The organism is Kitasatospora sp. NPDC094016 (assembly GCF_040304045.1).
GTDB lineage: Bacteria > Actinomycetota > Actinomycetes > Streptomycetales > Streptomycetaceae > Kitasatospora.
This window is the reverse complement of record NZ_JBEOUK010000004.1, coordinates 88,634-111,892: the sequence shown is the minus strand read 5'-3', so window position 1 is coordinate 111,892 and position 23,259 is coordinate 88,634. Positions and strand designations below refer to the sequence as shown.

The 23,259-nt window shown below is 68.2% G+C and carries 30 protein-coding genes; all 30 read right to left on the bottom strand.

Annotated features, from left to right (window positions below; all coding sequences use genetic code 11):
* The gene (gene rpmD / locus ABT015_RS05730; protein WP_030055835.1) at window positions 1-183 is read right to left on the bottom strand and encodes a 50S ribosomal protein L30; all 183 of its coding nucleotides are present in this window, start codon (window positions 181-183) and stop codon (window positions 1-3) included.
* Entirely contained in the window at window positions 183-806 is a 624-nt protein-coding gene (gene rpsE / locus ABT015_RS05725; protein WP_030055834.1) for a 30S ribosomal protein S5, read from the bottom strand. Before rpsE ends, rpmD begins: the two co-directional genes overlap by 1 nt.
* Before the next feature lie 48 nt (window positions 807-854).
* Window positions 855-1,238 carry a 50S ribosomal protein L18 gene (gene rplR, locus ABT015_RS05720; RefSeq protein ID WP_030280785.1) on the bottom strand — a complete coding sequence of 128 codons (384 nt, stop codon included), beginning with the start codon at window positions 1,236-1,238 and terminating at the stop codon, window positions 855-857.
* Window positions 1,239-1,241: 3 nt separating this feature from the next.
* Window positions 1,242-1,781 carry a 50S ribosomal protein L6 gene (gene rplF, locus ABT015_RS05715; RefSeq protein ID WP_030055832.1) on the bottom strand — a complete coding sequence of 180 codons (540 nt, stop codon included), beginning with the start codon at window positions 1,779-1,781 and terminating at the stop codon, window positions 1,242-1,244.
* A gap of 22 nt (window positions 1,782-1,803) precedes the next feature.
* Window positions 1,804-2,211 carry a 30S ribosomal protein S8 gene (gene rpsH, locus ABT015_RS05710; protein WP_030055831.1) on the bottom strand — a complete coding sequence of 136 codons (408 nt, stop codon included), beginning with the start codon at window positions 2,209-2,211 and terminating at the stop codon, window positions 1,804-1,806.
* A 268-nt stretch (window positions 2,212-2,479) separates the two neighbouring features.
* Window positions 2,480-2,665 (bottom strand): type Z 30S ribosomal protein S14, encoded by a 186-nt coding sequence (locus ABT015_RS05705; protein WP_030393303.1) that lies wholly within the window; start codon window positions 2,663-2,665, stop codon window positions 2,480-2,482.
* A gap of 4 nt (window positions 2,666-2,669) precedes the next feature.
* Window positions 2,670-3,239 (bottom strand): 50S ribosomal protein L5, encoded by a 570-nt coding sequence (rplE, locus tag ABT015_RS05700; protein ID WP_030393302.1) that lies wholly within the window; start codon window positions 3,237-3,239, stop codon window positions 2,670-2,672.
* The gene (gene rplX / locus ABT015_RS05695) at window positions 3,239-3,550 is read right to left on the bottom strand and encodes a 50S ribosomal protein L24 (protein ID WP_030055828.1); all 312 of its coding nucleotides are present in this window, start codon (window positions 3,548-3,550) and stop codon (window positions 3,239-3,241) included. Before rplX ends, rplE begins: the two co-directional genes overlap by 1 nt.
* A gap of 15 nt (window positions 3,551-3,565) precedes the next feature.
* The gene (gene rplN / locus ABT015_RS05690) at window positions 3,566-3,937 is read right to left on the bottom strand and encodes a 50S ribosomal protein L14 (protein ID WP_030393301.1); all 372 of its coding nucleotides are present in this window, start codon (window positions 3,935-3,937) and stop codon (window positions 3,566-3,568) included.
* A gap of 102 nt (window positions 3,938-4,039) precedes the next feature.
* Complete coding sequence (gene rpsQ, locus ABT015_RS05685) at window positions 4,040-4,312, bottom strand: 30S ribosomal protein S17 (protein WP_030055826.1); 273 nt, start codon at window positions 4,310-4,312, stop codon at window positions 4,040-4,042.
* Window positions 4,312-4,536 carry a 50S ribosomal protein L29 gene (gene rpmC, locus ABT015_RS05680; RefSeq protein WP_063348970.1) on the bottom strand — a complete coding sequence of 75 codons (225 nt, stop codon included), beginning with the start codon at window positions 4,534-4,536 and terminating at the stop codon, window positions 4,312-4,314. Before rpmC ends, rpsQ begins: the two co-directional genes overlap by 1 nt.
* Window positions 4,536-4,955 (bottom strand): 50S ribosomal protein L16, encoded by a 420-nt coding sequence (rplP, locus tag ABT015_RS05675; protein ID WP_030055824.1) that lies wholly within the window; start codon window positions 4,953-4,955, stop codon window positions 4,536-4,538. Before rplP ends, rpmC begins: the two co-directional genes overlap by 1 nt.
* 5 nt (window positions 4,956-4,960) lie before the next feature.
* The gene (gene rpsC / locus ABT015_RS05670) at window positions 4,961-5,785 is read right to left on the bottom strand and encodes a 30S ribosomal protein S3 (protein WP_350877110.1); all 825 of its coding nucleotides are present in this window, start codon (window positions 5,783-5,785) and stop codon (window positions 4,961-4,963) included.
* The gene (rplV, locus tag ABT015_RS05665) at window positions 5,785-6,132 is read right to left on the bottom strand and encodes a 50S ribosomal protein L22 (protein ID WP_030055822.1); all 348 of its coding nucleotides are present in this window, start codon (window positions 6,130-6,132) and stop codon (window positions 5,785-5,787) included. Before rplV ends, rpsC begins: the two co-directional genes overlap by 1 nt.
* A gap of 50 nt (window positions 6,133-6,182) precedes the next feature.
* Window positions 6,183-6,464, bottom strand: coding sequence for a 30S ribosomal protein S19 (rpsS, locus tag ABT015_RS05660; protein ID WP_030055821.1), 282 nt, complete (start codon window positions 6,462-6,464; stop codon window positions 6,183-6,185).
* 11 nt (window positions 6,465-6,475) lie between these two features.
* Window positions 6,476-7,312 carry a 50S ribosomal protein L2 gene (gene rplB / locus ABT015_RS05655; protein WP_063348968.1) on the bottom strand — a complete coding sequence of 279 codons (837 nt, stop codon included), beginning with the start codon at window positions 7,310-7,312 and terminating at the stop codon, window positions 6,476-6,478.
* Window positions 7,313-7,355: 43 nt separating this feature from the next.
* Window positions 7,356-7,676 carry a 50S ribosomal protein L23 gene (gene rplW, locus ABT015_RS05650; protein WP_063348967.1) on the bottom strand — a complete coding sequence of 107 codons (321 nt, stop codon included), beginning with the start codon at window positions 7,674-7,676 and terminating at the stop codon, window positions 7,356-7,358.
* A complete protein-coding gene (rplD, locus tag ABT015_RS05645) occupies window positions 7,676-8,353 on the bottom strand; it encodes a 50S ribosomal protein L4 (RefSeq protein ID WP_350877106.1) in 678 nt (225 codons plus the stop codon). Before rplD ends, rplW begins: the two co-directional genes overlap by 1 nt.
* A gap of 4 nt (window positions 8,354-8,357) precedes the next feature.
* Window positions 8,358-9,005, bottom strand: coding sequence for a 50S ribosomal protein L3 (gene rplC / locus ABT015_RS05640; protein WP_327677876.1), 648 nt, complete (start codon window positions 9,003-9,005; stop codon window positions 8,358-8,360).
* 14 nt (window positions 9,006-9,019) lie between these two features.
* Entirely contained in the window at window positions 9,020-9,328 is a 309-nt protein-coding gene (gene rpsJ / locus ABT015_RS05635; RefSeq protein WP_012785157.1) for a 30S ribosomal protein S10, read from the bottom strand.
* 419 nt (window positions 9,329-9,747) lie between these two features.
* On the bottom strand, window positions 9,748-11,568 hold the full coding sequence (locus tag ABT015_RS05630; RefSeq protein ID WP_350877104.1) for a hypothetical protein: 1,821 nt from the start codon (window positions 11,566-11,568) through the stop codon (window positions 9,748-9,750).
* Window positions 11,569-11,899: 331 nt separating this feature from the next.
* The gene (locus ABT015_RS05625; RefSeq protein WP_350877102.1) at window positions 11,900-12,793 is read right to left on the bottom strand and encodes a glycosyltransferase family 2 protein; all 894 of its coding nucleotides are present in this window, start codon (window positions 12,791-12,793) and stop codon (window positions 11,900-11,902) included.
* Window positions 12,794-13,223: 430 nt separating this feature from the next.
* A complete protein-coding gene (locus tag ABT015_RS05620) occupies window positions 13,224-13,601 on the bottom strand; it encodes a DUF2304 domain-containing protein (RefSeq protein WP_063348962.1) in 378 nt (125 codons plus the stop codon).
* On the bottom strand, window positions 13,598-14,287 hold the full coding sequence (locus tag ABT015_RS05615) for a glycosyltransferase family 2 protein (RefSeq protein WP_063348961.1): 690 nt from the start codon (window positions 14,285-14,287) through the stop codon (window positions 13,598-13,600). Before ABT015_RS05615 ends, ABT015_RS05620 begins: the two co-directional genes overlap by 4 nt.
* 103 nt (window positions 14,288-14,390) lie before the next feature.
* Window positions 14,391-15,725 carry a hypothetical protein gene (locus ABT015_RS05610; protein ID WP_350877099.1) on the bottom strand — a complete coding sequence of 445 codons (1,335 nt, stop codon included), beginning with the start codon at window positions 15,723-15,725 and terminating at the stop codon, window positions 14,391-14,393.
* 124 nt (window positions 15,726-15,849) lie between these two features.
* Window positions 15,850-17,916 carry a hypothetical protein gene (locus tag ABT015_RS05605; RefSeq protein ID WP_350877097.1) on the bottom strand — a complete coding sequence of 689 codons (2,067 nt, stop codon included), beginning with the start codon at window positions 17,914-17,916 and terminating at the stop codon, window positions 15,850-15,852.
* Window positions 17,917-18,098: 182 nt separating this feature from the next.
* Window positions 18,099-18,530 (bottom strand): GtrA family protein, encoded by a 432-nt coding sequence (locus ABT015_RS05600; RefSeq protein ID WP_350877095.1) that lies wholly within the window; start codon window positions 18,528-18,530, stop codon window positions 18,099-18,101.
* Window positions 18,527-19,516, bottom strand: a complete 990-nt coding sequence (locus ABT015_RS05595; protein ID WP_350877093.1) for a glycosyltransferase family 2 protein — start codon at window positions 19,514-19,516, stop codon at window positions 18,527-18,529. Before ABT015_RS05595 ends, ABT015_RS05600 begins: the two co-directional genes overlap by 4 nt.
* Window positions 19,517-19,701: 185 nt before the next feature.
* Window positions 19,702-20,895: an elongation factor Tu gene (gene tuf / locus ABT015_RS05590; protein ID WP_063348956.1), complete on the bottom strand. Its 1,194-nt coding sequence runs from the start codon at window positions 20,893-20,895 to the stop codon at window positions 19,702-19,704.
* A gap of 235 nt (window positions 20,896-21,130) precedes the next feature.
* Entirely contained in the window at window positions 21,131-23,236 is a 2,106-nt protein-coding gene (fusA, locus tag ABT015_RS05585; RefSeq protein ID WP_063348955.1) for an elongation factor G, read from the bottom strand.
* Window positions 23,237-23,259: the final 23 nt, after the last annotated feature.

Below are 23,259 nucleotides of genomic sequence, written 5' to 3'. Positions count from 1 at the left end.
TCAGTCCACCTCCTCAACCGTCACCAGGTGACGGACCGTGTGGGCCATCCCGCGGATCTCGGGACGGTCCTCCTTCACCACGACGTCGTGCATGCGCTTGAGACCAAGCGAACGCAGGGTGTCACGGTGATTCTGCTTGCTGCCGATGTACGACTTGGTCTGCGTGATCTTCAGGCGAGCCATCAGGCGCTCACCCCTGCAGCACGCGCCCGCAGCAGAGCGGCGGGGGCCACGTCCTCCAGCGGCAGGCCACGACGAGCGGCGATCTCCTCGGGGCGCACGAGGCCCTTCAGAGCAGCCACGGTGGCGTGCACGATGTTGATCGCGTTGTCCGAGCCGAGCGACTTCGACAGGATGTCGTGAATGCCGGCGCACTCCAGGACGGCGCGCACCGGACCACCGGCGATAACACCGGTACCGGGGGCGGCGGGCTTCAGGAGCACGACGCCGGCGGCCTTCTCACCCTGGATCGGGTGCGGGATGGTGCCCTGGATACGGGGGACCTTGAAGAAGTTCTTCTTGGCCTCCTCAACACCCTTGGCGATGGCGGCCGGAACCTCCTTCGCCTTCCCGTAACCGACACCCACGGTGCCGTCACCGTCGCCCACCACGACCAGCGCGGTGAAGCTGAAACGACGACCACCCTTGACAACCTTGGCGACACGGTTGATCGCGACAACGCGCTCGACGTAAGCGGTCTTCTCGACGGCGGGGGCGTTGCCCCGGTCGTCACGCTTACGGTCGCGCCGCTCGCCACCGCCGGTGCCACCGCCGGCGCCGCTACCGCGGCGCTGGGGTCCAGCCATTGGAATTACCTCTCTCGATTACGTCCGTCGACTGAGTCGACGAGCGGCTTAGAAGTCGAGCCCGGCCTCGCGAGCCGCGTCCGCCAGGGCGGCGATGCGGCCGGCGTACCGGTTGCCCGCGCGGTCGAAGACGACCGACTCGATGCCGGCGGCCTTGGCGCGCTCGGCGACCAGGCTCCCGACCTTCTTGGCCAGCTCGGTCTTGTCGCCCTCGGCGCCCTTGATGGACACGTCGAGGGTGGACGCCGACGCCAGGGTGTGACCCTTGGCGTCGTCGATGACCTGGGCGACCATGTGACGGTTCGAGCGCGTCACGACGAGGCGCGGACGCACCTCGGTGCCGACGACGCGCTTGCGAACGCGGATCGCGCGGCGCTTGCGAGCGGCGCTCTTGTAGGCGTTGCCCTTGCCGATCTTGACAGAGACGCTCATCGCTTACTTACCACTCTTTCCGACCTTGCGGCGGATGACCTCGCCCGCGTACTTGACGCCCTTGGCCTTGTACGGGTCGGGCTTGCGCAGCTTGCGGATCTTCGCGGCGACCTCGCCGACCTTCTGCTTGTCGATGCCGTCCACGTGGAACTTGGTGGCCGACTCGACGACGAAGGAAATGCCCTCGGGGGCCTCGACCAGGATCGGGTGGCTGTAGCCCAGCTGGAACTCCATGTCGGAGCCCTTCGCCAGAACTCGGTAGCCGACACCGCTGATCTCCAGCGACTTGCGGTAGCCCGCGGTCACGCCGGTGATCATGTTCGCCACCAGCGTGCGGGAAAGGCCGTGCAGGGCCTTCGACAGACGCTCGTCGTTGGGGCGGGTGACGAGCAGCGTGCCGTCCTCGCCCTTACCGATCTCGATCGGCGCGGCGACAACGTGGGTGAGGGAGCCCTTGGGGCCCTTCACCGAGACCGCCTGGCCATCGATGGTGACGTCCACGCCAGCGGGGACCTGGATGGGCAGCCGTCCAATGCGCGACATTGCTGTACCTCCGTTTCCCGAATTACCAGACGTAGGCGAGAACTTCTCCGCCTACGCCCTTCTTGGCGGCCTGCTTGTCGGTGAGGAGACCCGAGGACGTGGAGATGATCGCCACGCCCAGGCCGCCGAGCACCTTCGGCAGGTTGGTGGACTTTGCGTAGACCCGCAGGCCCGGCTTGCTGATCCGCTTGATGCCAGCGATCGAGCGCTCACGGTTGGGACCGAACTTGAGCTCGATGGTCAGCTTCTTGCCGACCTCGCCCTCAACGGGCTCCTCAACCTTGTAGGAGGAGATGTACCCCTCCTGCTGCAGGATCTCGGCGACGTGCGCCTTGATCTTGCTGGCCGGCATCGCCACGGAGTCGTGGTACGCCGAGTTAGCGTTACGCAGACGCGTGAGCATGTCTGCGATGGGGTCGGTCATGGTCATGATGGCCTCAGGCCTCTCTCGCCGTGGTTTCTCCGCGCCAGGTCCCCCCGCCGCACTCCGAGGAGTGCGGCAGGGGCACAGACGCAGGGGACCTGCGGCGTCGTAAGACTGGGTGCGAGCCCTCCGAAGAGGGTCGACGGCAGCTATGGAGCCACCGCGACAGGGGGCCCGACCTCACTACCCTACGGGATTCCGTACGCAGCCCCAAAAAGGGGCTCTGTGGGGTCGGGCACACCTGCTTCGCTATGGCGTTACCGCGAGGTCCTGGTTACCAGGAGCTCTTGGTCACGCCCGGCAGCTCGCCGCGGTGCGCCATCTCACGAAGGCAGACACGGCAGAGGCCGAACTTGCGGTACACCGAGTGCGGACGGCCGCAGCGCTGGCACCGGGTGTAGGCCCGGACGCCGAACTTCGGCTTGCGCTCGGCCTTCGCGATGAGGGACTTCTTCGCCATGTGGTTACGCCTCCTTGAACGGGAAGCCCAGAGCGCGCAGGAGCGCCCGGCCCTCGTCGTCGGTCTGGGCGGTGGTCACGACGGTGATGTCCATACCGCGCTGACGGTCGACCTTGTCCTGGTCGATCTCGTGGAACATGACCTGCTCGGTCAGACCGAAGGTGTAGTTGCCACGGCCGTCGAACTGCTTCGGGGAGAGACCACGGAAGTCACGGATACGCGGCAGGGCCAGCGACACCAGACGGTCCAGGAACTCCCACATGCGGTCACCGCGGAGGGTGACGTGGGTGCCGATCGGCTGGCCCTCACGCAGCTTGAACTGCGCGATGGACTTGCGAGCCTTCGTCACCGCCGGCTTCTGACCGGTGATGGCGGTGAGGTCGCGGATCGCGCCCTCGATCAGCTTGCTGTCACGGGCGGCCTCGCCGACACCCATGTTGACGACGACCTTGACCAGGCCGGGCGTCAGCATGACGTTCTCGTACGAGAACTGCTCCTGCAGCTGACCCTTGATCTCGGAGTTGTAACGCTCCTTGAGACGGGGGGTCACCTTCTCAACAGTCGTCTCAGACATCAGATGTCCTCACCGGTTCGCTTGGCAACGCGGATCTTGTTGCCCTCGTCATCGAAGCGGTAGCCAACGCGGGTGACGACCTTCTTGCCGTCCTTCTCCACGACCAGCTGGACGTTGGAGACGTGCACCGGGGCCTCGACGGTGACGATGCCACCCTGAGTGCCCGGGCCCGGCTTGGTGTGCTTCTTGACCCGGTTCACACCCTCGACCAGGACCTTGTTCTCGGCGGGCATGGCCTGGATGACCTTGCCCTGCTTGCCGCGGTCCTTGCCGGTGATGACCTGAACCAGGTCACCCTTCTTGATCTTCATGCTGTTCGCCATGAGTTAGAGCACCTCCGGCGCAAGCGAGATGATCTTCATGAACTTCTTGTCACGCAGCTCGCGGCCCACCGGGCCGAAGATGCGGGTACCACGGGGGTCACCATCGGTGTTCTTCAGAACGACCGCGGCGTTCTCGTCGAAGCGGATGTACGAGCCATCCGGACGACGACGCGACTTCACGGTACGGACGACGACGCACTTGACGACGTCACCCTTCTTCACCGAACCGCCGGGGATCGCGTCCTTGACGGTCGCGACGATGACGTCCCCGATGCCGGCGTAGCGACGACCGGAGCCACCGAGAACGCGGATGCAAAGGATTTCCTTCGCGCCCGTGTTGTCGGCGACACGCAGTCGCGACTCCTGCTGGATCACAGCTTTCTCCTGATCGTCAACGAGAGCTGACGGGCCGGCCGCTGCTCACACCAGCGCCCACGAGGGGCCTGGTGCACATACGGCCGTACCGCATCAACTTCGTTACTTGGCCTTCTCGAGGATCTCGACGACGCGCCAGCGCTTCGTCGCGGACAGCGGGCGGGTCTCCGCCAGGAGGACCCGGTCGCCGATGCCGCAGGCGTTCGCCTCGTCGTGCGCCTTCAGCTTGTTCGTACGGCGGATGACCTTGCCGTACAGAGCGTGCTTGACGCGGTCCTCGACGGCGACGACGACGGTCTTGTCCATCTTGTCGCTGACGACGAGACCCTCACGGGTCTTGCGGAAACCGCGCGTCTCGTTGGTGTTCTCAGTCATCAGGCGTTCTCCACCGTCTCGATGCCCAGCTCGCGCTCGCGCATCAGGGTGTAGATCCGCGCGATGTCCTTACGGACGAGCTTGAGCCGTCCGTGGTTGTCGAGCTGCCCGGTCGCCGCCTGGAAGCGGAGGTTGAACAGCTCCTCCTTGGCCTCACGGAGCTTGGCAACGAGACCCTCGTTGTCCAGCTCGCGGAGGTCAGCAGCCTTGGTGCCGGCCGACATCAGCTCTCACCTGCCTCGCGCCGGATGATCCGGCACTTCATCGGGAGCTTGTGAGCAGCGCGGGTCAGCGCCTCACGAGCCACCTTCTCGTTGGGGTACGACAGCTCGAACATGACCCGACCCGGGTGCACGTTCGCGATCCACCACTCGGGCGAACCCTTACCGGAACCCATGCGGGTCTCGGCCGGCTTCTTGGTGAGCGGACGGTCCGGGTAGATGTTGATCCAGACCTTGCCGCCACGCTTGATGTGACGGGTGACGGCGATACGAGCGGACTCGATCTGCCGGTTCGTCACGTAGGCCGGGGTGACGGCCTGGATGCCGTACTCGCCGAAGGCGAGCTCGGTGCCACCCTTGGCAGCGCCACGGCGCTTGGGGTGGTGCTGCTTGCGGTGCTTGACCCGACGGGGGATCAGCATTGGAGTCAGGCCTCCGTTCCGGTGTTCTCGGCAGCCGGAGCCTCGGCGGCCGGGGCCGCGGGGGCCTCGGACGCGGCGGGGCGACGGCCGCGGCCACCGCGCTCGCCACCACGGCGCTCGCCACCGCGGGCGGGACGACCACCCTCGGGACGGGCCGGGCGGTTGCCCGAGCGGGCAGCGGCGTTCTCAGCGCGGACCTCGGCGATGTTCTTGACGTCGCCCTTGTAGATCCAGACCTTCACGCCGATACGGCCGAAGGTCGTCTTGGCCTCGAAGAAGCCGTAGTCGACGTTCGCGCGCAGGGTGTGCAGCGGCACACGGCCCTCGCGGTAGAACTCCGACCGGCTCATCTCGGCGCCGCCGAGACGACCGGAGCACTGGACCTTGATGCCCTTGGCGCCGGACTTCATGGTGCCCTGCATCGACTTGCGCATGGCACGGCGGAAGGAGACGCGGGAGGACAGCTGCTCCGCGACGCCCTGAGCCACGAGCTGGGCGTCCAGCTCGGGGTTCTTGACCTCGAGGATGTTCAGCTGGACCTGCTTGCCGGTCAGCTTCTCGAGGTCGCCGCGGATGCGGTCGGCCTCGGTGCCACGGCGGCCGATGACGATGCCGGGGCGAGCGGTGTGGATGTCGACGCGGACGCGGTCGCGGGTGCGCTCGATCTCGACCTTGGAGATGCCGGCGCGCTCCATGCCCTTCGTCATCATGCGACGAATGGCGACGTCTTCCTTGACGTAGTCCTTGTACAGCTTGTCGGCGTACCAGCGGGACTTGAAGTCCGTGCTGATGCCGAGGCGGAACCCGTGCGGGTTAACCTTCTGGCCCATTACCGGGTCCCTTCCTTGCTGCTGACGACCACGGTGATGTGGCTGGTCCGCTTGCGGATCCGGTAGGCACGACCCTGCGCACGCGGACGGAACCGCTTCAGGGTCGGGCCCTCGTCAACGTACGCCTCGCTGATGACGAGGTCGTCCACGTTGGAGTGGTTGTAGTTGTGCGCGGCGTTGGCAATGGCGCTGTCGAGCACCTTGCCGACGGGCACGGTGGCGGCCTGCGGAGCGAAACGCAGGACGGCCTGGGCCTCCGTGGCCGGCAGGCCACGGATGAGGTCCACCACGCGGCGGGCCTTCATGGGCGTGACGCGGATGTACCGCGCCTGGGCCCTGGCTTCCATGGTTGTCCCCTTGCTGGTGTAAGTCATTGAGTCGGTAATCTCGCTGGCGACTAGCGACGCTTCGACTTGCGGTCGTCCTTGACGTGACCGCGGAAGGTACGCGTCGGCGCGAACTCGCCGAGCTTGTGGCCGACCATCGACTCGGTGACGAACACCGGGACGTGCTTACGGCCATCGTGCACCGCGATCGTGTGGCCGAGCATGGCCGGGAAGATCACGGAGCGACGGGACCAGGTCTTGATGACGTTCTGGGTACCCGCCTCGTTCTGCGCGTCCACCTTCTTGAGAAGGTGGCCGTCGATGAAGGGGCCCTTCTTGAGACTGCGCGGCATCTGACCTGCTCCTAGCGCTTCTTGTTGGTCTTGCGGCGGCGCACGATGAGGGCGTTCGAAGCCTTCTTCGGGCTACGAGTGCGACCCTCCTTCTGGCCCCACGGCGAGACCGGGTGGCGGCCACCAGAGGTCTTACCCTCACCACCACCGTGCGGGTGGTCGATCGGGTTCATGGCGACACCACGCACGGTCGGGCGAACGCCCTTCCAGCGCATACGGCCGGCCTTGCCCCAGTTGATGTTCGACTGCTCGGCGTTGCCGACCTCACCGACGGTGGCGCGGCAGCGCGCGTCCACCAGGCGGATCTCACCGGAGGGCATGCGCAGGTGCGCCATCTTGCCCTCACGCGCCAGCAGCTGGATGCCGGCACCGGCGGAGCGGGCCATCTTGGCACCGCCACCGGGACGCAGCTCCACCGCGTGGATGGTGGTACCGACCGGGATGTTGCGAAGCGGCAGGTTGTTGCCCGGCTTGATGTCGGCGCCAGCGCCGTTCTCGATCCGGTCACCCTGCGCGATACCGCGCGGCGCGATGATGTAGCGCTTCTCGCCGTCCGCGTAGTGCAGGAGCGCGATGCGCGCGGTGCGGTTGGGGTCGTACTCGATGTGCGCGACCTTGGCCGGCACGCCGTCCTTGTCGTGACGACGGAAGTCGATCACGCGGTAGGCGCGCTTGTGACCGCCACCCTGGTGGCGAACGGTGATCCGACCGGCGTTGTTACGGCCGCCCTTGCTGTGCAGGGGGCGAACCAGCGACTTCTCCGGCGTGGACCGCGTGATCTCTACGAAGTCGGCCACGCTGGAGCCACGACGGCCCGGCGTAGTCGGCTTGTACTTGCGGATGCCCATTTGGCTCTCTCGTCCTCGTCCTTATCGACGATCACGATCTCCGTTAGGAGACCGGACCACCGAAGATGTCGATGCGGTTGCCCTCAGCCAGCGTCACGATGGCGCGCTTGGTGTCCTTGCGCTTGCCAAAGCCCGTCTTGGAGCGCTTGCGCTTGCCCTGACGGTTGAGCGTGTTGACGGACTCGACCTTGACCGAGAAGACCGCCTCGACGGCCTGCTTGATCTGGGTCTTGTTGGCACCGGGCGACACGACGAACGTGTACTTGTTCTCGTCGAGGAGCGAGTAGCTCTTCTCCGAGATGACCGGCTTCACCAGGACGTCACGGGGGTCCGTGAACGTCTTGCTCGTGATCTCTGCAGCCATCAGGCGGCGCTCCCTTCGAGCTCGCCCTCAGCAGCCACGGCCTTGGCGGACGCGGCGGGACCCGCCACGAAACGCTCGAAGGCGGCCTGGGTGAAGACCACATCGTCGGAGACGAGCACGTCGTAGGTGTTCAGCTGACCGGCGTCCAGGATGTGCACGTGCGGCAGGTTGCGGGCGCTCTTCAGACCCAGCTCGTCGGCACGCTCGACGACGAGGAGGATGTTCTTGCGCTCGGTGATCTTGCCGAACAGACCCTTGGCGGCCTTGGTCGACGGCGCCTCGGCCGCGATCACGTCGGTGACGACGTGGATGCGGTTGTGGCGGGCCCGGTCGGTGAGCGCACCGCGCAGGGCGGCGGCGATCATCTTCTTCGGGGTCCGCTGCGAGTAGTCGCGCGGCACGGGACCGTGCACGACGCCACCGCCGGCGAACTGCGGGGCGCGGGTCGAGCCCTGACGGGCGCGGCCGGTGCCCTTCTGGCGGTACGGCTTCTTGCCGCCACCGCGGACCTCGGCGCGAGTCTTGGTCTTGTGGGTGCCCTGACGGGCCGCAGCGAGCTGCGCCACGACGACCTGGTGCATCAGCGGAACGCTGACCTTCGCGTCGAAGATCTCGGCCGGCAGCTCGAGGCTGCCGGTCTTGTCGCCCGAGGGCGACAGGATGTCAATGGTGCTCATATCCTCACAGCCCCTTCGCCGCAGTGCGGACGAGGACGAGGCCGCCGTTCGGGCCCGGGATTGCGCCCTTGATCAGGAGCAGCCCCTTCTCCGCGTCAACGGCATGGATGGTCAGGTTCTGGGTGGTCACACGCTCGTGGCCCATCCGGCCGGCCATCCTCACGCCCTTGAACACGCGACCCGGGGTGGCGCAGCCACCGATCGAGCCGGGCGAGCGGTGCTTGCGCTGCACACCGTGACCGGCGCCGAGGCCCCGGAAGTTGTGGCGCTTCATGACACCGGCGAAGCCCTTGCCCTTGGAGGTGCCGGTCACGTCGACCTTGACACCCGCCTCGAACAGCTCCGCGGTGATCTCCTGGCCGAGGGTGTACTCGGACGCGTCCGTGGTACGGAGCTCGACCAGGTGGCGGCGCGGGGTGACACCGGCCTTGGCGAAGTGGCCCGCGAGGGGCTTGTTCACCTTGCGGGGGTCGATCTCGCCGAAGCCGATCTGGACGGCGTCGTAGCCGGCCGGACTGTCAGCGGTGTGGACCTGGGTCACGACATTGGGCCCAGCCTTGACGACGGTCACCGGAACGATCCGGTTGTTCTCGTCCCAGACCTGGGTCATGCCGAGCTTCTCGCCCAGGATGCCCTTAATCTGCTTAGCCATCTTCGGTGCGCCTCTCAGAGCTTGATCTCGATGTCGACGCCAGCCGGCAGGTCGAGACGCATGAGCGAGTCAACCGTCTTCGGCGTGGGGTCGAGGATGTCGATCAGACGCTTGTGAGTACGCATCTCGAAGTGCTCGCGCGAGTCCTTGTACTTGTGCGGCGAGCGGATGACGCAGTACACGTTCTTCTCAGTGGGCAGCGGCACCGGGCCCGCGACCTGCGCACCAGTACGGATCACCGTCTCGACGATCTTCTTCGCCGAGGAATCGATGACCTCGTGGTCGTAGGCCTTGAGCCGGATGCGGATCTTCTGTCCCGCCATGGCTACTCAGTAGTCCTTTGTCCTTAGTCACTGCACGACCACCCTCCGACCCCCGCGCTCGGGCGTGTCGCTCTCGCGCTTGCAAAAAACCGGCGAACAACTCGTCGGTTTCAAACTTTCGGGGTGGGGGGCCGGGTCGAGGCCCCGCATACGCTTCCCGGAAGATTCCCGTACTTTCGCCCCGCAGCTGCCGTGGCGTCGACTTCACGCTTAACGGCCATCACGGGAACGACGAATACCTGGGACTCGCTTCCAGTCCTCCCGGCGGGAGGCGCGCAGCATCGGCAACTCAACCGAGCAACTTGGACATACTGCCACATGGAGCAGCCCAGATGCCAATCGGGGCCGGTGAGGTCGCCCTCACCGGCCCCGATCGGGTGACCGTCCTCAGCCGCGGCGCTCACCGCCGCGGACCCGCGTCACCAGGGTCGCTTGCTCCCGCAGGTCAGCGCCCACTCGTCACCGGTCACGTTGGCGCACCACAGCTGGCCCTTGTCGGGCTCGTTGTTGTACTCCTTGAGGTCCTTGTTCACCGGCGCGCAGTCGGTCGGCCCGGCCGGGTCGTACTTCGGGCACTTGCCGTCGCGGTTCACCAGGATGTGCGCGCGCCAGGCGTCCGCGCCCATGTCGATGCCCTTGGCCCCGGCGACCGGCACGTACTCGGGCTTGGTGGTCGGCATGTAGCGGTCCGCCGACCAGGAGGCCGCCATGGTGGCGAACAGCGCCACCGCGCAGACCGCGCCGGCGACCAGCCGGCCGGTGACCGCGGGCCGCAGGGTCAGCGGCGCCGGCCGCCCGTCGGTGCCGACCCGCTGCACCGTGCGCAGCCAGCCCGCGCCCCGCTGGACGAGGAACATCAGGCCGAGCACCGCGAGGATCATCAGCGCGTAGAGGATGATCCAGGTCGTCCGCGGGTACAGCTGGATGGACTTCGTCTGGGCCATCTGGGAGGCGAACCAGAAACGCAGCAGCCAGGCGCTGACCAGGGTGGCCGTCACGGTCCGGACGGTGATGCTGCGCAGCCCGAGGCCCAGCGCCAGCGCGACTCCGGCGAGCAGCAGCAGGGTGTAGGCGCTCTGCCCGGCGAGCTCACCGCGCAACGGGAAGTCGTGGTAGTTCAGGTCGCCGTTGCGGTCCGAGGCCCAGCCCATGATGTACGCCGGGTCGATGTACACCGAGAGGTACGCGTACCGGTCCTTGGCCTGGGCGCCCAGCCTCACAAGCTCGTACAGCAGCGGCGAGCCGACCACGCCGGCGCTCACCAGCGTCACGCCGAGGAACAGCAGCACCCGCTTGACCCGGGCGGCGCCCTGGCGCCACGGGACGACGAACAGCGCCAGGACGAGGACGCCGGGCGCGGCCCAGACGAACCAGCCCGAGTACCAGAGGAACATCAGGCCGAACGAGACGCCGAAGCCGAGGCCGCGCAGCACCGTGGACCGGGTCGACAGCTCGTGCGACCGGCGGAGCTCCCGCAGGGCGGCGGCCAGCATCGGCACCATGACCAGCATCGTGACGTGGCTGTACGGCCGGATCGGGTCGAGGAAGAGGATCGCCGACGGGACGGCGATCAGCAGCGCCCAGACCGGCCGCAGCATCAGCCGCCAGGAGAGGTACGCCATCGGGCCGACCAGCGCGCTGCAGATCAGCTGGACGTCCTTCATGGCGTAGCCGACGCCGCCGACGCCGCCGTAGAACAGCTTCGACCAGACCGCCAGCAGCGCCGGGAAGCCGGGCGGGTAGACGCCGGGCAGGCCCTTGCCGCGCAGCATGTCGTTGGCCATGCCCATGAGGTTGCCCGGGTCGCCCTCCTGACCGCCGAGGCCCCACTGGGTGCCGTTCAGCGCCACCGCGATCCCGCCCGCGACCGCGCCGGTGGCCAGACCGGCGACGGCCGCGCAGACCAGGCGCTGGGCCAGCTGGTACCGGGCCAGGCTGCCCCGGTAGGCGGCGTACAGCAGCACCGCCAGGATGGGCAGGCCCACGATGGCGGCGTACTTCTGGAGCATGGCCAGACCGCTGACCTGGCCCACCCGGTTCAGCGGGTTGACGTCGATGCGGGTGCAGAGCAGCGCGAAGCCGAGCGCCGCCACGATCGAGACCAGGGCCTCGGCCGAGCGGACCGCCCAGGGACGCTCCAGCAGGCCGTCGAGCCGTCCGGGGCGGGGCGCGATCGCGCCCTCCGGTTCGAGCGACTCCTTGCTGGAGCCGCCGACCGGGCTGGTGGCCAGATCAGTCATGTCAGTCACTTCCGTGCAGTGGCCACGTCCGATGAGTGGCGAAGAATGGCTCAGTGGACCGGCGATCAGCGGCCATCATAGGGCGCTTACCAGAAGCCGAAGCCTCGGGCAAGGACCCCGTTCCGGCCGTGTCGGGGCTTGGGCGTGGTGGTTCGGCAGGATCCGCCCGGTCGGTCGTCGGTGCTCCCCATGAGCACCCCCTCACCCATCTAGAGCCCAGCGGCCGACCGAAGCGCTTACTCCCGCCCCGTCGAATTCGGCCGGGCGCCTCGGGGCGCCGTGGCCCGGGGGCGTCCGGCCGGCTGCCGGTACCGCCCTCGGACAGCTCCGGTCAGCTGCTGCGGACCGCGCGGCCGACCATGGCGCCGGCGTGGGAGAAGTCACCCGCGCCGAGCCGGCCGGCGGCGACCATCAGGGCGTGCAGGCGGGACGACAGGTGCAGGTCGGCCGAGCGCGCGGCGTTGTTCCAGCCCTTGGCGCGCAGTTCCTTGGAGATCAGCGAGTAGTACCGCAGCTCCTCGTCGAAGCGCTTGCCGTCCTTGACCCGGTTCGAGGAGTCGCTGGCCTGGTGGCGCCGGTAGCGGAACACCTCGCGCTCGTCGACCAGCAGGTTGCCGCCCTCCATCAGCATGTCGACCATGAACGCCAGGTCGTGGATGGCGTCGATGTCCGGGCGGTACGGGATCTTCGACAGCGCGGACTGGCGGTAGGTGAGCGACGGCGTGTACAGCCAGTTGCCGGACAGCAGGCTCTTCACCGCGGCCTCGCCGCTGATCACCCCGGCCTTGCGGGCCGGCGCGCTGATCCGGCGCTTGACCTTGTCGCCGATGCCGAGCGAGGGCACCAGGGTCCCGTCGCTGTCCATCACCCGCACGCCCGGCTGGACCGCGATCGCGTTCGGGTCGGCCCGCAGGCGCTCCAGGACGACGTCCAGGTAGTCGGGCTCCAGCAGGTCGTCGGCGCCCATCATCGAGACGAACTCGCGCTCGGCCAGGGTGGAGGCCTTGTAGGTGTTGCCGTTGGGGCCCAGCCGCTCCGCGTTGCGGATGTACCGGATCCGCTCGTCGTTCAGGCTCTCGATGTACTGGGGCGCCCGGAAGCCCGGGTACTGGTCGTCCACGACGGTCAGCCGCCAGTCCTGCTGGTGCTGGGCCCGGATGCTGTCGATGGTGGCGAACAGGTACTCCGGATCGCCGTAGTACGGGATGACGAAATCGACGCTCATGACGGCGCCGCACCTCCTGGTCCTGGATCACGCTTCGGTGCCGCCCGGCCGCGGCCAGCGGGCGCCCCAAGTCAACCAGCTTTGCCGGGCCCGTGCGTCAGCCGGTCGGCCCACACCGGCGCCGGGGGGCGGAAACCGGGTGCGCAGAGGCCGCCAATCGGGAATTCTGGCACAAAGAAATACGTCCACCAGGCGGCCGGTGGATGAATGAACTCGGTAATGTCCGGATTTTCCGGAGCCCAAAAAGGCGGCACGCATTGGTGCCCCCTCTTTGACAACGGATGAACGGGCGTCACCGTTCGACCCGGTGGCCGACGGGACCGTTCGCCGGCCTCTCCGGCGGCGCGCCCACCCGCACGCACGACTGAGGGCCGGCACCCCGTCGGGGGTGCCGGCCCTCAAGTCCGCTGCCCTGTCGCGTGGAGCGCGATCAGTGGTCGGAGCCGACCGGAGCGTCGAGGCGGTCGTTGTTGTGACGGACGCCCTCGGTGATGGCGACCGTACGGGCCAGGTCGGTGAGCTTCTTCTCCAGCGACCGGAAGCGCAGGTAGGTGTTGAGCGTCAGGAAGCCCATGGCGATGACCATCAGGTAGAGCACCAGGTCCGTGCCACGGCCGACGCCCAGCGCGGTGGCCAGCTTGGTCACGCCGGCCGGCCACAGGATCGCGATGACGTTGGCGACGACGAAGAGCGAGAAGGCGATGCGCTTCCACGCCCGGGTGTTCGCGGCGTCCCAGCGCCGGACGAACAGGAGGGCCATGCCCACGGCGGCCAGGACGAGGATCAGCTGGATCCAGAGGTGATTCATCGGCGGTTACGCTCCCGCAGCGAGATGTCGAAGAGGATGTTCACGCCGTTGATCAGGGACTGGCCCTTGGCGCGCGAGTAGTCGGTGTAGAGGATGTCCACCGGCACCTCGGCCACCCGGAGGTCCGAGCCGGCGAGGAAGGAGACGATCTCCGAAGCGTGGGCCATGCCGTTCATGGTGATCCGGATGCGGCTGGCCGCCTCCCGGTTCATCACGCGCAGACCGTTGTGCGCGTCGGTGAGCTTGAGCTTGCGGGCGGTCGGGCTGACCGCGGCGGCGGTGCGGAGCACGACCCGCTTGATCCACGGCACCTGGCCGGTCTGCTCGATGAAGCGGGAGCCGAGCACGATGTCGGCCTCGTCCTGGCGCAGCAGCGCCACCATCTTCTCCACGTCGGCGGTCTGGTGCTGGCCGTCCGCGTCGAAGGTGGCGAAGTACTCGGCGCCCTCCTGCTCCAGCGCGTACTTCAGGCCGGTCTGCAGCGCGGCGCCCTGGCCCAGGTTGACCGGGTGCCGCACCAGGTGGGCGCCGGTCGTCATGACGTGCTTCGCCGTGTCGTCGGTGCAGCCGTCGTCGATCACCACGATGTTGGGGAAGGTCTTGCGTGCCCCCTCCACGACCTCGGCGATCACCTGGCCTTCGTTGTAGGCCGGGATCACCAGCCAGACGTTGTCATAGTCGGACACAGGGGCTCCATGCTTGGCGAACGGCACGGCGTCGCGTGCCTCGGTCTGTCTGTCGGTGGTGATCACGGGCGTCGTCGGCCAATCACAGTCCGGTCCCCCACCGTCACGAGGTCCGCAGCGGTTCGGCCGCGCTCCTGCTGTCCAGCCCGGAGTGCCCGGAGGCGGCGGGGCGGGAGGGGAACGCGCGGTACAGCGCCCACAGCATCAGGACGGCGCTGACCAGCGCGCCGGCCAGGTACGCGAGCTCGGCACGGAGACCGACGTCACCCGGGGAGAGGGCGACCGCAACCAATGCTACGGAACCGGCCGTCCAGCCCACCAGCTGTCGGCGGTGCTGGGCGCTCGACATCAGCGCCTGGCCGAATACCGTCGCGAGGACGTAGCAGAGCGTGCCGAGGACGAGCCAGGTGAAGTCCAGCGGGTTGAGCAGGTCCTTGGCGTTGAAGAGCAGCGGGTTGAGCCAGGCGCCGAGCGCGATCACCGGCAGCCCGCCGCCGATGCACATGGCGGCGACGATCGCCGTGGTACGGGTCAGCACCTTGCGGAACTCGGCGTGGTCGCCGGCCGCGGTGGCACCCGAGAGCGCGGAGACCATGGAGGCCTGGAGGGCGCTGTAGGCGAAGAGCGGCACGCGGGCCATCACCACGGCCTGGCCGAGGGCGAAGACCAGGGCGTCGGACGCCTCGGAGTGCTTCGGCGCGAGCAGGCGCACGCAGACGACGGTCGCGTTCACCACCAGCTGGCTGAGCATCACGGAGCCGATCAGCAGGCCGAGCCCGCTGGTGAGCTGGCGCCAGGACACCTCCGGCCCGGGGGCTCGGTCGGCGAGGATGCCGCGCAGGCCGATCAGCGAGGCGGTGACCGGGGCGACCACCAGGATCAGGCCGAAGGCCAGCGCCGAGTGCAGCCCGAGGACGGCGGTCAGCGCGGCCAGCCCGATGCGCAGGGCACCGTCGACGGCCAGCTGGGTGCCGTAGGGGCCGAACAGCCCGAGGCCGGCCAGCGCACCGCGGGAGACCGAGCTCACCGCGAGGCCCGCCATGCCGCCGGCGAGGGCCACCACGAGGGTCCGGTCGCCGCCGAACAGCTGGTCGGCGATCGGGCCGGCGGCGGCCGCCAGCACGGCGCAGGCCGCGGCCAGGATCGCCAGGGCGAGCAGCAGCATCCGCCGTACCGCGGGCAGTGCCCCCGCCCCGGACACCTTGCGGGCGGCGACCAGCCGCGTCAGCTCCAGTTCGACGGGCTGGAACAGACCCCACCCGACGGACATCACGATCGTCCAGAGCATCGTCACCCTGGCCGCACCGGCCGTGCCCAGGCTGTAGCCCACGAGCGCCATGTAGACGTACGCCGAGGCGCCGAGCACGACCGTCCCACCGACCACGAGCCGGGCCCCCGGGGGTAGCACCCCGAGCAGCTTGGCGATCGGGTTCTTCATCACATGATCACCGAATTAACCGGCCGACCTTGCCACACGTCTCCGCACGAGGCCGGCCCGGCCGTGCGATTGCTGTGAATAGTAGCGGGTAGCCGTGAACGTCCGATGACGGTGGCCCCCACCCTCAGACACCCGGGAAGGTACGGGACCACGGCTCTGTCCAAAGGTTCTGAGGATCGCTCAGCACCGTCACCGTGACACCCTGCGCCGCCAGGTCCCGCTTGATCCGGTCGCCCACGGAGGGGTCGGCGGTCAGGACGGTCGGCGGGACGGGCGCGGCCGGGAGCTTGTCGATGGCTCCCTTGAGGCGGCCCAGGGACTTCTGGTAGTCCTCCTCCTTCACCTGGGGGCCGCCGATGGACACCCAGTGGATGTCGTACAGCGCCGTCATGTCGCCCCCGCGCCGGTTCAGCAGCGAGGCGAGCCAGGTGGCCTTGAGGTTCTTGTAGTCGTCGTTGGCGAAGAGCGCGATCACCGGGCCCTTGCTCGATATGTCGAGCGCCTGCGCGCCCTTGGGGCCCATGTCCCCCTTGAACTCGCCGCGTCCCCAGGCCACCAGCGGGTTGGCGGACCAGGCGGACGGGTTGTCCTTGGTGGTCAGGAAGCCCCACTGCACGTTGGCGAAGAGGCTGAGCGCGGCGGCGACGGCGAGGCCGGATATCGCCAGCTCGCCGAGGCGGCTCGGCAGCGTGCGGGCCGTCCCCCGGTACGGGCTCTGCAGCATGACCCCGACGGCGCCGAGGGATATCAGGCTGACCACGACGCCCACGGCCGTCATCTTGTGGAAGTAGTACGAGTACTTGCCGATGGTGTGCAGCTGGTAGGCGGCGAAGGCGCTGAGCAGCCCCCCGGTGCCGAGCAGGACCGCGAGGTGCGCCTGGCCGACGGCGGTCCGGCGGTTGCGCGGCATGACCGCGGCCAGCAGGCCGAGCAGCCCGCCGCCGATGAGTACGGAGCGGTCGGCCCCGACGCTCGGGCCGTTCATGTTCGAGGCACCGGCCACGTCGAGGTTGCCCAGCACGGACAGGACGCTCGGCAGCGCGGCCACGCCCAGCGCGCACGCCAGCGCGCCGGCGGTCCACCACCAGCGCCCGGCGAACTTGCGCCGGTGCGCCACCAGCGCGCCCAGCAGTGCGACGCCGACGAAGGCGCCGTAGATGTTGTACGCGTAGGTGACGGTGATCAGTCCGGCCGACGCGGCCAGCACGAACTCGGTGGTGCCCATCGCCGGCCGGATCAGCACGGCCAGCGCGAGTGCTATCAGCAGCAGCCCGATGAAGGTCGAGTCGAAGCCGTGGACCATCAGGTCCATGTAGTTGCTCGCGAACATGATCGCGCCGACGGTCGCGCACACCGCCGCGCAGCGCCAGCCGCGCAGCCGCGGCCCGCCGATCCACCGGGCCGCCCAGACCAGCACGGCGCAGAACAGCGCGTAGCCCACCAGCAGGTACAGGAAGTACCGGTTCATGGTGTAGAGCATGTCGCCGGAGTCGGCGGAGGAGTGGACGAGGGTGTCCGTCCAGGCCAGCAGGAAGTGGGAGCCCTGCGGGTACGTCACCTCGGACGGCGGTATCAGGAAGGACCTGGCCGCGTCCTGGTGGAGGAAGTTGAAGCCGCCGACGTTCTGGATGCCGGAGAAGAAGGAGAAGTGCGCGAGCCGGTCCTCCGACGTGGCGAAGTACGCGACCCGCTCGGCCGCGGACGTTCCCGCGATCGGGTGGAAGAGGTAGTGCCAGACGCCGTAACCGGTGCCCAGGACCAGCAGGTCGGACCAGCGGAAGCGCAACGGCAGGCGCGGGCCGCGGCGGGCGGCCCAGGCGGCGACCGTCACCACGCTGAACATCAGGCCGCTGGTGGCGACCGGCGAGAGGCCCCACGGCCAGAGCGAGAAGAGCAGGCCGAACGTCAGCACCGAACCGGCGAGCACCAGCCCGGCGACGAACAGCCGGTCGAGCAGCACGCCGCCGACCCGGAGCACGGCGGCTATCGAGAACAGCAGCAGCGGCAGCAGCAGGACGCCCAGGTCCAGCGCGACCAGCCCGGTCGGCACCAGCCAGGACAGGGCCAGCCCCCCGGCCAGGACGAGCGGGTTGCGTCTGGACCGTCCACCGGTGGTCGGCTCGGGCGGCGGCCCCGGCGGTGCGGTCGGACGTTGAAGCTCGCGCTCAGGCGAGGAATGTACGGTCGACACGGTGCCGTGCCCCTTCGGTCAAGTCCCTGCCGCCCGTCTCCCCGGCCGGGTGCGGACTTCCACTACCGTCAGCGGGCAGGCTACGAGCCACAGCATACCGAGGGGCCCGTCGGCACGACGGGCTGAGGGGGCCGGGTGGGCGGCACCCGAACCGGTGGGAACGGCCGCCGTTCAGCCCCGGTTCAACCCCGGAAGACCCAGATCTTCAACAGGACGAACCGGGCCACCGTGGCCAGGCCGTTGGCGGCGACCAGTCCGGCGACCTCCACCGGCCGGGAGGCGTTCGGCGCCACCTGGTCCAGCAGGGCGAGCGCGCCCGCGCTGAGGCCGAGCCCGATCAGGAAGGCCACCGCGCCCTGGAGCTGGTGCCGGACCATGCCCTGCGAGCCGGTGACCCCGAAGGTGAAGCGGCGGTTGGCCGCGGTGTTGGCCACCGCGCTGACGGCCAGCGCGATCAGGTTCGCCGCCTGCGGGTCGGTGAACCAGCGCGCGGCGACGAAGAGCGCCAGGTAGAAGACGGTGCTGAGCACCCCGATGACCAGGAAGGACGGCAGCTGGCGGCGGGTCGACGGGGCCGGCTGGACGGGCTCCGCCGGTTCCGCGGTGACGGTCACCGGCCCGGGCCCCGCGCGTCGCCCCGCGCCGCGCCGTCCTGCGCCAGTTCGTCGTCCGCCGAGTCGTAGCCGACGAAGTAGGTCGGGCGGGCCTGCACCGCCGAGTAGATCCGGCCGACGTACTCCCCCAGCAGTCCGACGCAGATCAGCTGCACGGCGCCGATGAAGAGCATGCCGATGAACAGCGAGGACCAGCCGGGCACGGTCGCACCGAGCGCGTACGAGAGGGTGGTGTAGACCGCGAGGGCCAGGCAGACCACGAAGCTCACCAGGCCCAGCCAGGTGGCCAGCCGCAGCGGGGCGGCGGAGAAGTTGGTCACGCTGTCCAGCGCGAGCCGGACCATCTTGGACAGCGGGTAGTGGGTACCGCCGGCGACCCGCTCCTCCCGGACGTACACCACCTCGCCGCTGGGGAAGCCGAGCCACGGCACCAGCAGCCGGTAGACCGGCTGGTGCTCGGGCAGCTGCTTGAGGGCCTCCACGGCCGCGCGGCTGAGCAGGCGGAAGTCGCCGGCCTGGTTGGGCATCCGCTTGCCGACCAGCTTGCGCATCAGCCAGTAGTAGGCGCCGGCCGTCCGGCGCTTGAAGGCGGTGTCGGTGGCGCGGTCCCCGCGCACGCCGTAGACGACGTCGAAGCCCTGCTCGCGGGCCAGGTCGAGCATCTCCGGGATCTTCTCCGGCGGGTCCTGGAGGTCGGCGTCGATGCTCACCACGTAGTCGCCGCGCGCCCGGTGGATGCCGGCGGTGAGCGCGGCCTGGTGCCCCGAGTTGCGGGCGAAGCGGACGATGCGGAACTCCGGCCAGTCCTGCCGGACCTTCTGCAGGACGACGGGGGTGGCGTCCGTGCTGCCGTCGTCGACGCCCACGACCTCGTAGTCGACCCCGAGCCCGTCCAGGATCGGCCGCAGCCGCTCGACGGTCAGCGGGAGCGCCTCCTGCTCGTTGTAGATCGGCATCACGACCGACAACAGTGGTGCCGTTGGCATGCGTTGGATCCCACTTTCCGCGACGGCGGGCTGGACGGTCGCCCGACAATAACAGCCGGCCATGAGCAGCCCGTGAAAGCGCGTGAAGGCGCGTGAAAGCCTGATGAAGGCCGAAGGGCTCCGCACACCTGGGTGTGCGGAGCCCTTCGGTTCGCCTGTGCGGGACAGACAGGTCAGAACACCAATTACTTGATGATCTTGGTGACCTGGCCGGCGCCCACGGTGCGGCCACCCTCACGGATGGCGAACTTCAGGCCCTCCTCCATGGCGATCGGCTGGATCAGCGCGACCGTCATGGCGGTGTTGTCGCCCGGCATGACCATCTCGGTGCCCTCGGGGAGGGTCACGACGCCGGTCACGTCCGTGGTACGGAAGTAGAACTGCGGGCGGTAGTTGTTGAAGAACGGGGTGTGACGGCCACCCTCGTCCTTCGACAGGATGTAGGACTGGGCCTCGAAGTCGGTGTGCGGCGTGACCGAACCCGGCTTGATGATGACCTGGCCGCGCTCGACGTCCTCGCGCTTGATGCCACGGAGCAGCAGACCGACGTTCTCACCGGCCTGGCCCTCGTCGAGCAGCTTGCGGAACATCTCGATGCCGGTGACCGTGGTGGTGGTCTTGGTCTCCTTGATGCCGATGATGTCGACAGTCTCGTTGACCTTGAGGATGCCACGCTCGATACGACCGGTGACGACGGTGCCACGACCGGTGATCGTGAAGACGTCCTCGATCGGCATCAGGAACGGCTGGTCCACGGCGCGGGCCGGGGTCGGGATGGCCTCGTCCACGGCAGCCATGAGGCCGAGGAGCTTCTCGCCCCACTCCTTGTCGCCCTCCAGCGCCTTCAGCGCGGAGACGCGGACGACCGGCAGGTCGTCGCCCGGGAACTCGTACTCCGAGAGGAGCTCGCGGACCTCGAGCTCGACGAGCTCCAGGATCTCCTCGTCGTCCACCATGTCGGCCTTGTTCAGGGCGACGACGATGTAGGGGACGCCGACCTGGCGGGCCAGGAGGACGTGCTCCTTGGTCTGCGGCATCGGGCCGTCGGTGGCGGCGACGACGAGGATCGCACCGTCCATCTGGGCCGCACCGGTGATCATGTTCTTGATGTAGTCCGCGTGACCCGGGCAGTCGACGTGGGCGTAGTGACGCGCCTCGGTCTGGTACTCGACGTGCGCGATCGAGATGGTGATACCGCGCTGCCGCTCCTCCGGCGCCTTGTCGATCTGGTCGAACGGCGTGAAGGGGTTGATCTCCGGGTGAGCGTCGTGCAGCACCTTGGTGATCGCCGCGGTAAGGGTCGTCTTACCGTGGTCAATGTGACCAATGGTGCCGATGTTGACGTGGGGCTTCGTCCGCTCGAACTTCGCCTTCGCCACTGCAGTCCTCCTGAGGACAGTTCTGTACGCCGTGCTGACGTCAGTTGGTCTTTGATCGGGTTTGGCCCGAGGTGCCGGAAGCACCTCGCACCGTCCCGCGGGGTGGGGGCCGGAGGCCCCCCGGGAGAATCCGACCGGATTCTCCCGGGACGCCCCCTAATAGCCTAAGGGTTCACAATCGTCCCGAAATATCGGGACGGCCGCGGCCTCGTAGGGAACCGGCTGGAGCCGGTCCTTACTCGCCCTTGGCCTTGGCGATGATCTCCTCCGCCACGGCCTTCGGAACCTCGGCGTACGAGTCGAACTGCATCGAGTAGCTGGCGCGACCAGAGGTCTTGCTGCGCAGATCACCGACGTAGCCGAACATCTCGGAGAGCGGCACCAGCGCCGTGACGACGCGGGCACCGTGACGCTCGTCCATGGACCGGATCTGGCCACGGCGAGAGTTGATGTCACCGATCACGTCGCCCATGTAGTCCTCGGGCGTGGTGACCTCGACGGCCATCATCGGCTCGAGGAGGACCGGCTTGGCCTTCCGCGCGCCTTCCTTGAACGCCATCGAACCGGCGATCTTGAACGCGAGCTCGGACGAGTCGACGTCGTGCGCCTGGCCGTCGAGCAGCTTCACGCGGACACCCTGCAGCGGGTAGCCGGCGAGGATGCCGAACTCCATGGCCTCCTGGCAACCGGCGTCGACCGACGGGATGTACTCCCGCGGCACGCGGCCACCGGTGACCTGGTTGACGAACTCGTAGCCCTCGGCCTGCTCGAGCGGCTCGATCGCGATCTGCACCTTGGCGAACTGACCGGAACCACCGGTCTGCTTCTTGTGGGTGTAGTCGATGCGCTCGACGGCCTGACGGATCGTCTCGCGGTACGCGACCTGCGGCTTGCCGACGTTGGCCTCGACCTTGAACTCACGCTTCATACGGTCGACCAGCACCTCGAGGTGCAGCTCGCCCATACCCGCGATGATGGTCTGGCCGGTCTCCTCGTCCGTGTTGACCTGGAAGGACGGGTCCTCCTCGGCGAGACGCTGGATGGCAACACCCAGCTTCTCCTGGTCACCCTTGGACTTGGGCTCGATCGCGACGCGGATGACCGGGGCCGGGAAGTCCATGGACTCCAGGATGACCGGGGCCTTCTCGTCGGACAGCGTCTCACCGGTGGTGGTCTGCTTCAGGCCCATGACGGCGACGATGTCGCCGGCGCCCACCGACTCGATCTCCTCACGCTTGTTCGCGTGCATGCGGTAGATCTTGCCGATGCGCTCCTTCTTACCCTTCACGGCGTTCAGCACCGAGGTGCCGGACTCCAGGCGGCCGGAGTAGATCCGGACGAAGGTGAGCTTGCCCAGGTGCGGGTCGGACATGATCTTGAACGCCAGCGCGGCCAGGGGCTCGTCGTCCGAGGCCTTGCGGGTGATCTTGGTCTCCGGGTCGTTGGGCTTGGTGCCCTCAACCGACTCGATGTCCAGCGGCGACGGGAGGTACTTGACGACCGCGTCGAGCAGGGGCTGAACGCCCTTGTTCTTGAACGCGGTACCGCAGAAGATCGGCGTGAAGGCCGACTCCAGGGTGCCCTTGCGGATCGCCTCGTACAGCAGCTCCTCGGGGACGTCCTCGCCCTCCATGGCGAGCATCATCACGTCATCGCTGACGTTCGACACCTCGTCCAGGAGCATCTCGCGGTACTCGTTGGCCTGCTCCTGCAGCTCGGCCGGGATGTCGACGATGTCGTACATCTCGCCCTTGGCGGCCTCGGCGGACCAGACCAGCGCCTTCATGCGGACAAGGTCGACAACGCCCTTGAAGTCCGCCTCGGCACCGATCGGGAGCTGCATGACCAGCGGGGTCGCGCCGAGGCGGTCCACGATGGTCTTGACGCAGAAGAAGAAGTTCGCGCCCGTGCGGTCCAGCTTGTTGATGAAGCAGATGCGCGGGACGCCGTAGCGGTCAGCCTGCCGCCACACGGTCTCGGACTGGGGCTCGACACCGGCAACACCGTCGAACACCGTCACGGCACCGTCGAGGACGCGCAGCGAACGCTCCACCTCTACGGTGAAGTCGACGTGACCCGGGGTGTCGATGATGTTGATGGTGTTGTCGACGTCGTCGACCGTCCAGTGACAGGTCGTCGCGGCCGACGTGATCGTGATGCCGCGCTCCTGCTCCTGCTCCATCCAGTCCATGGTGGCAGCGCCATCGTGGACCTCACCGATCTTGTACGAGACGCCGGTGTAGAACAGGATCCGCTCGGTGGTGGTGGTCTTGCCCGCGTCGATGTGCGCCATGATCCCGATGTTGCGGACCCTGGCGAGGTCAAGGGAGGTTGCAGCCATGGTGGCTCGTTCTCTCTCTGTCT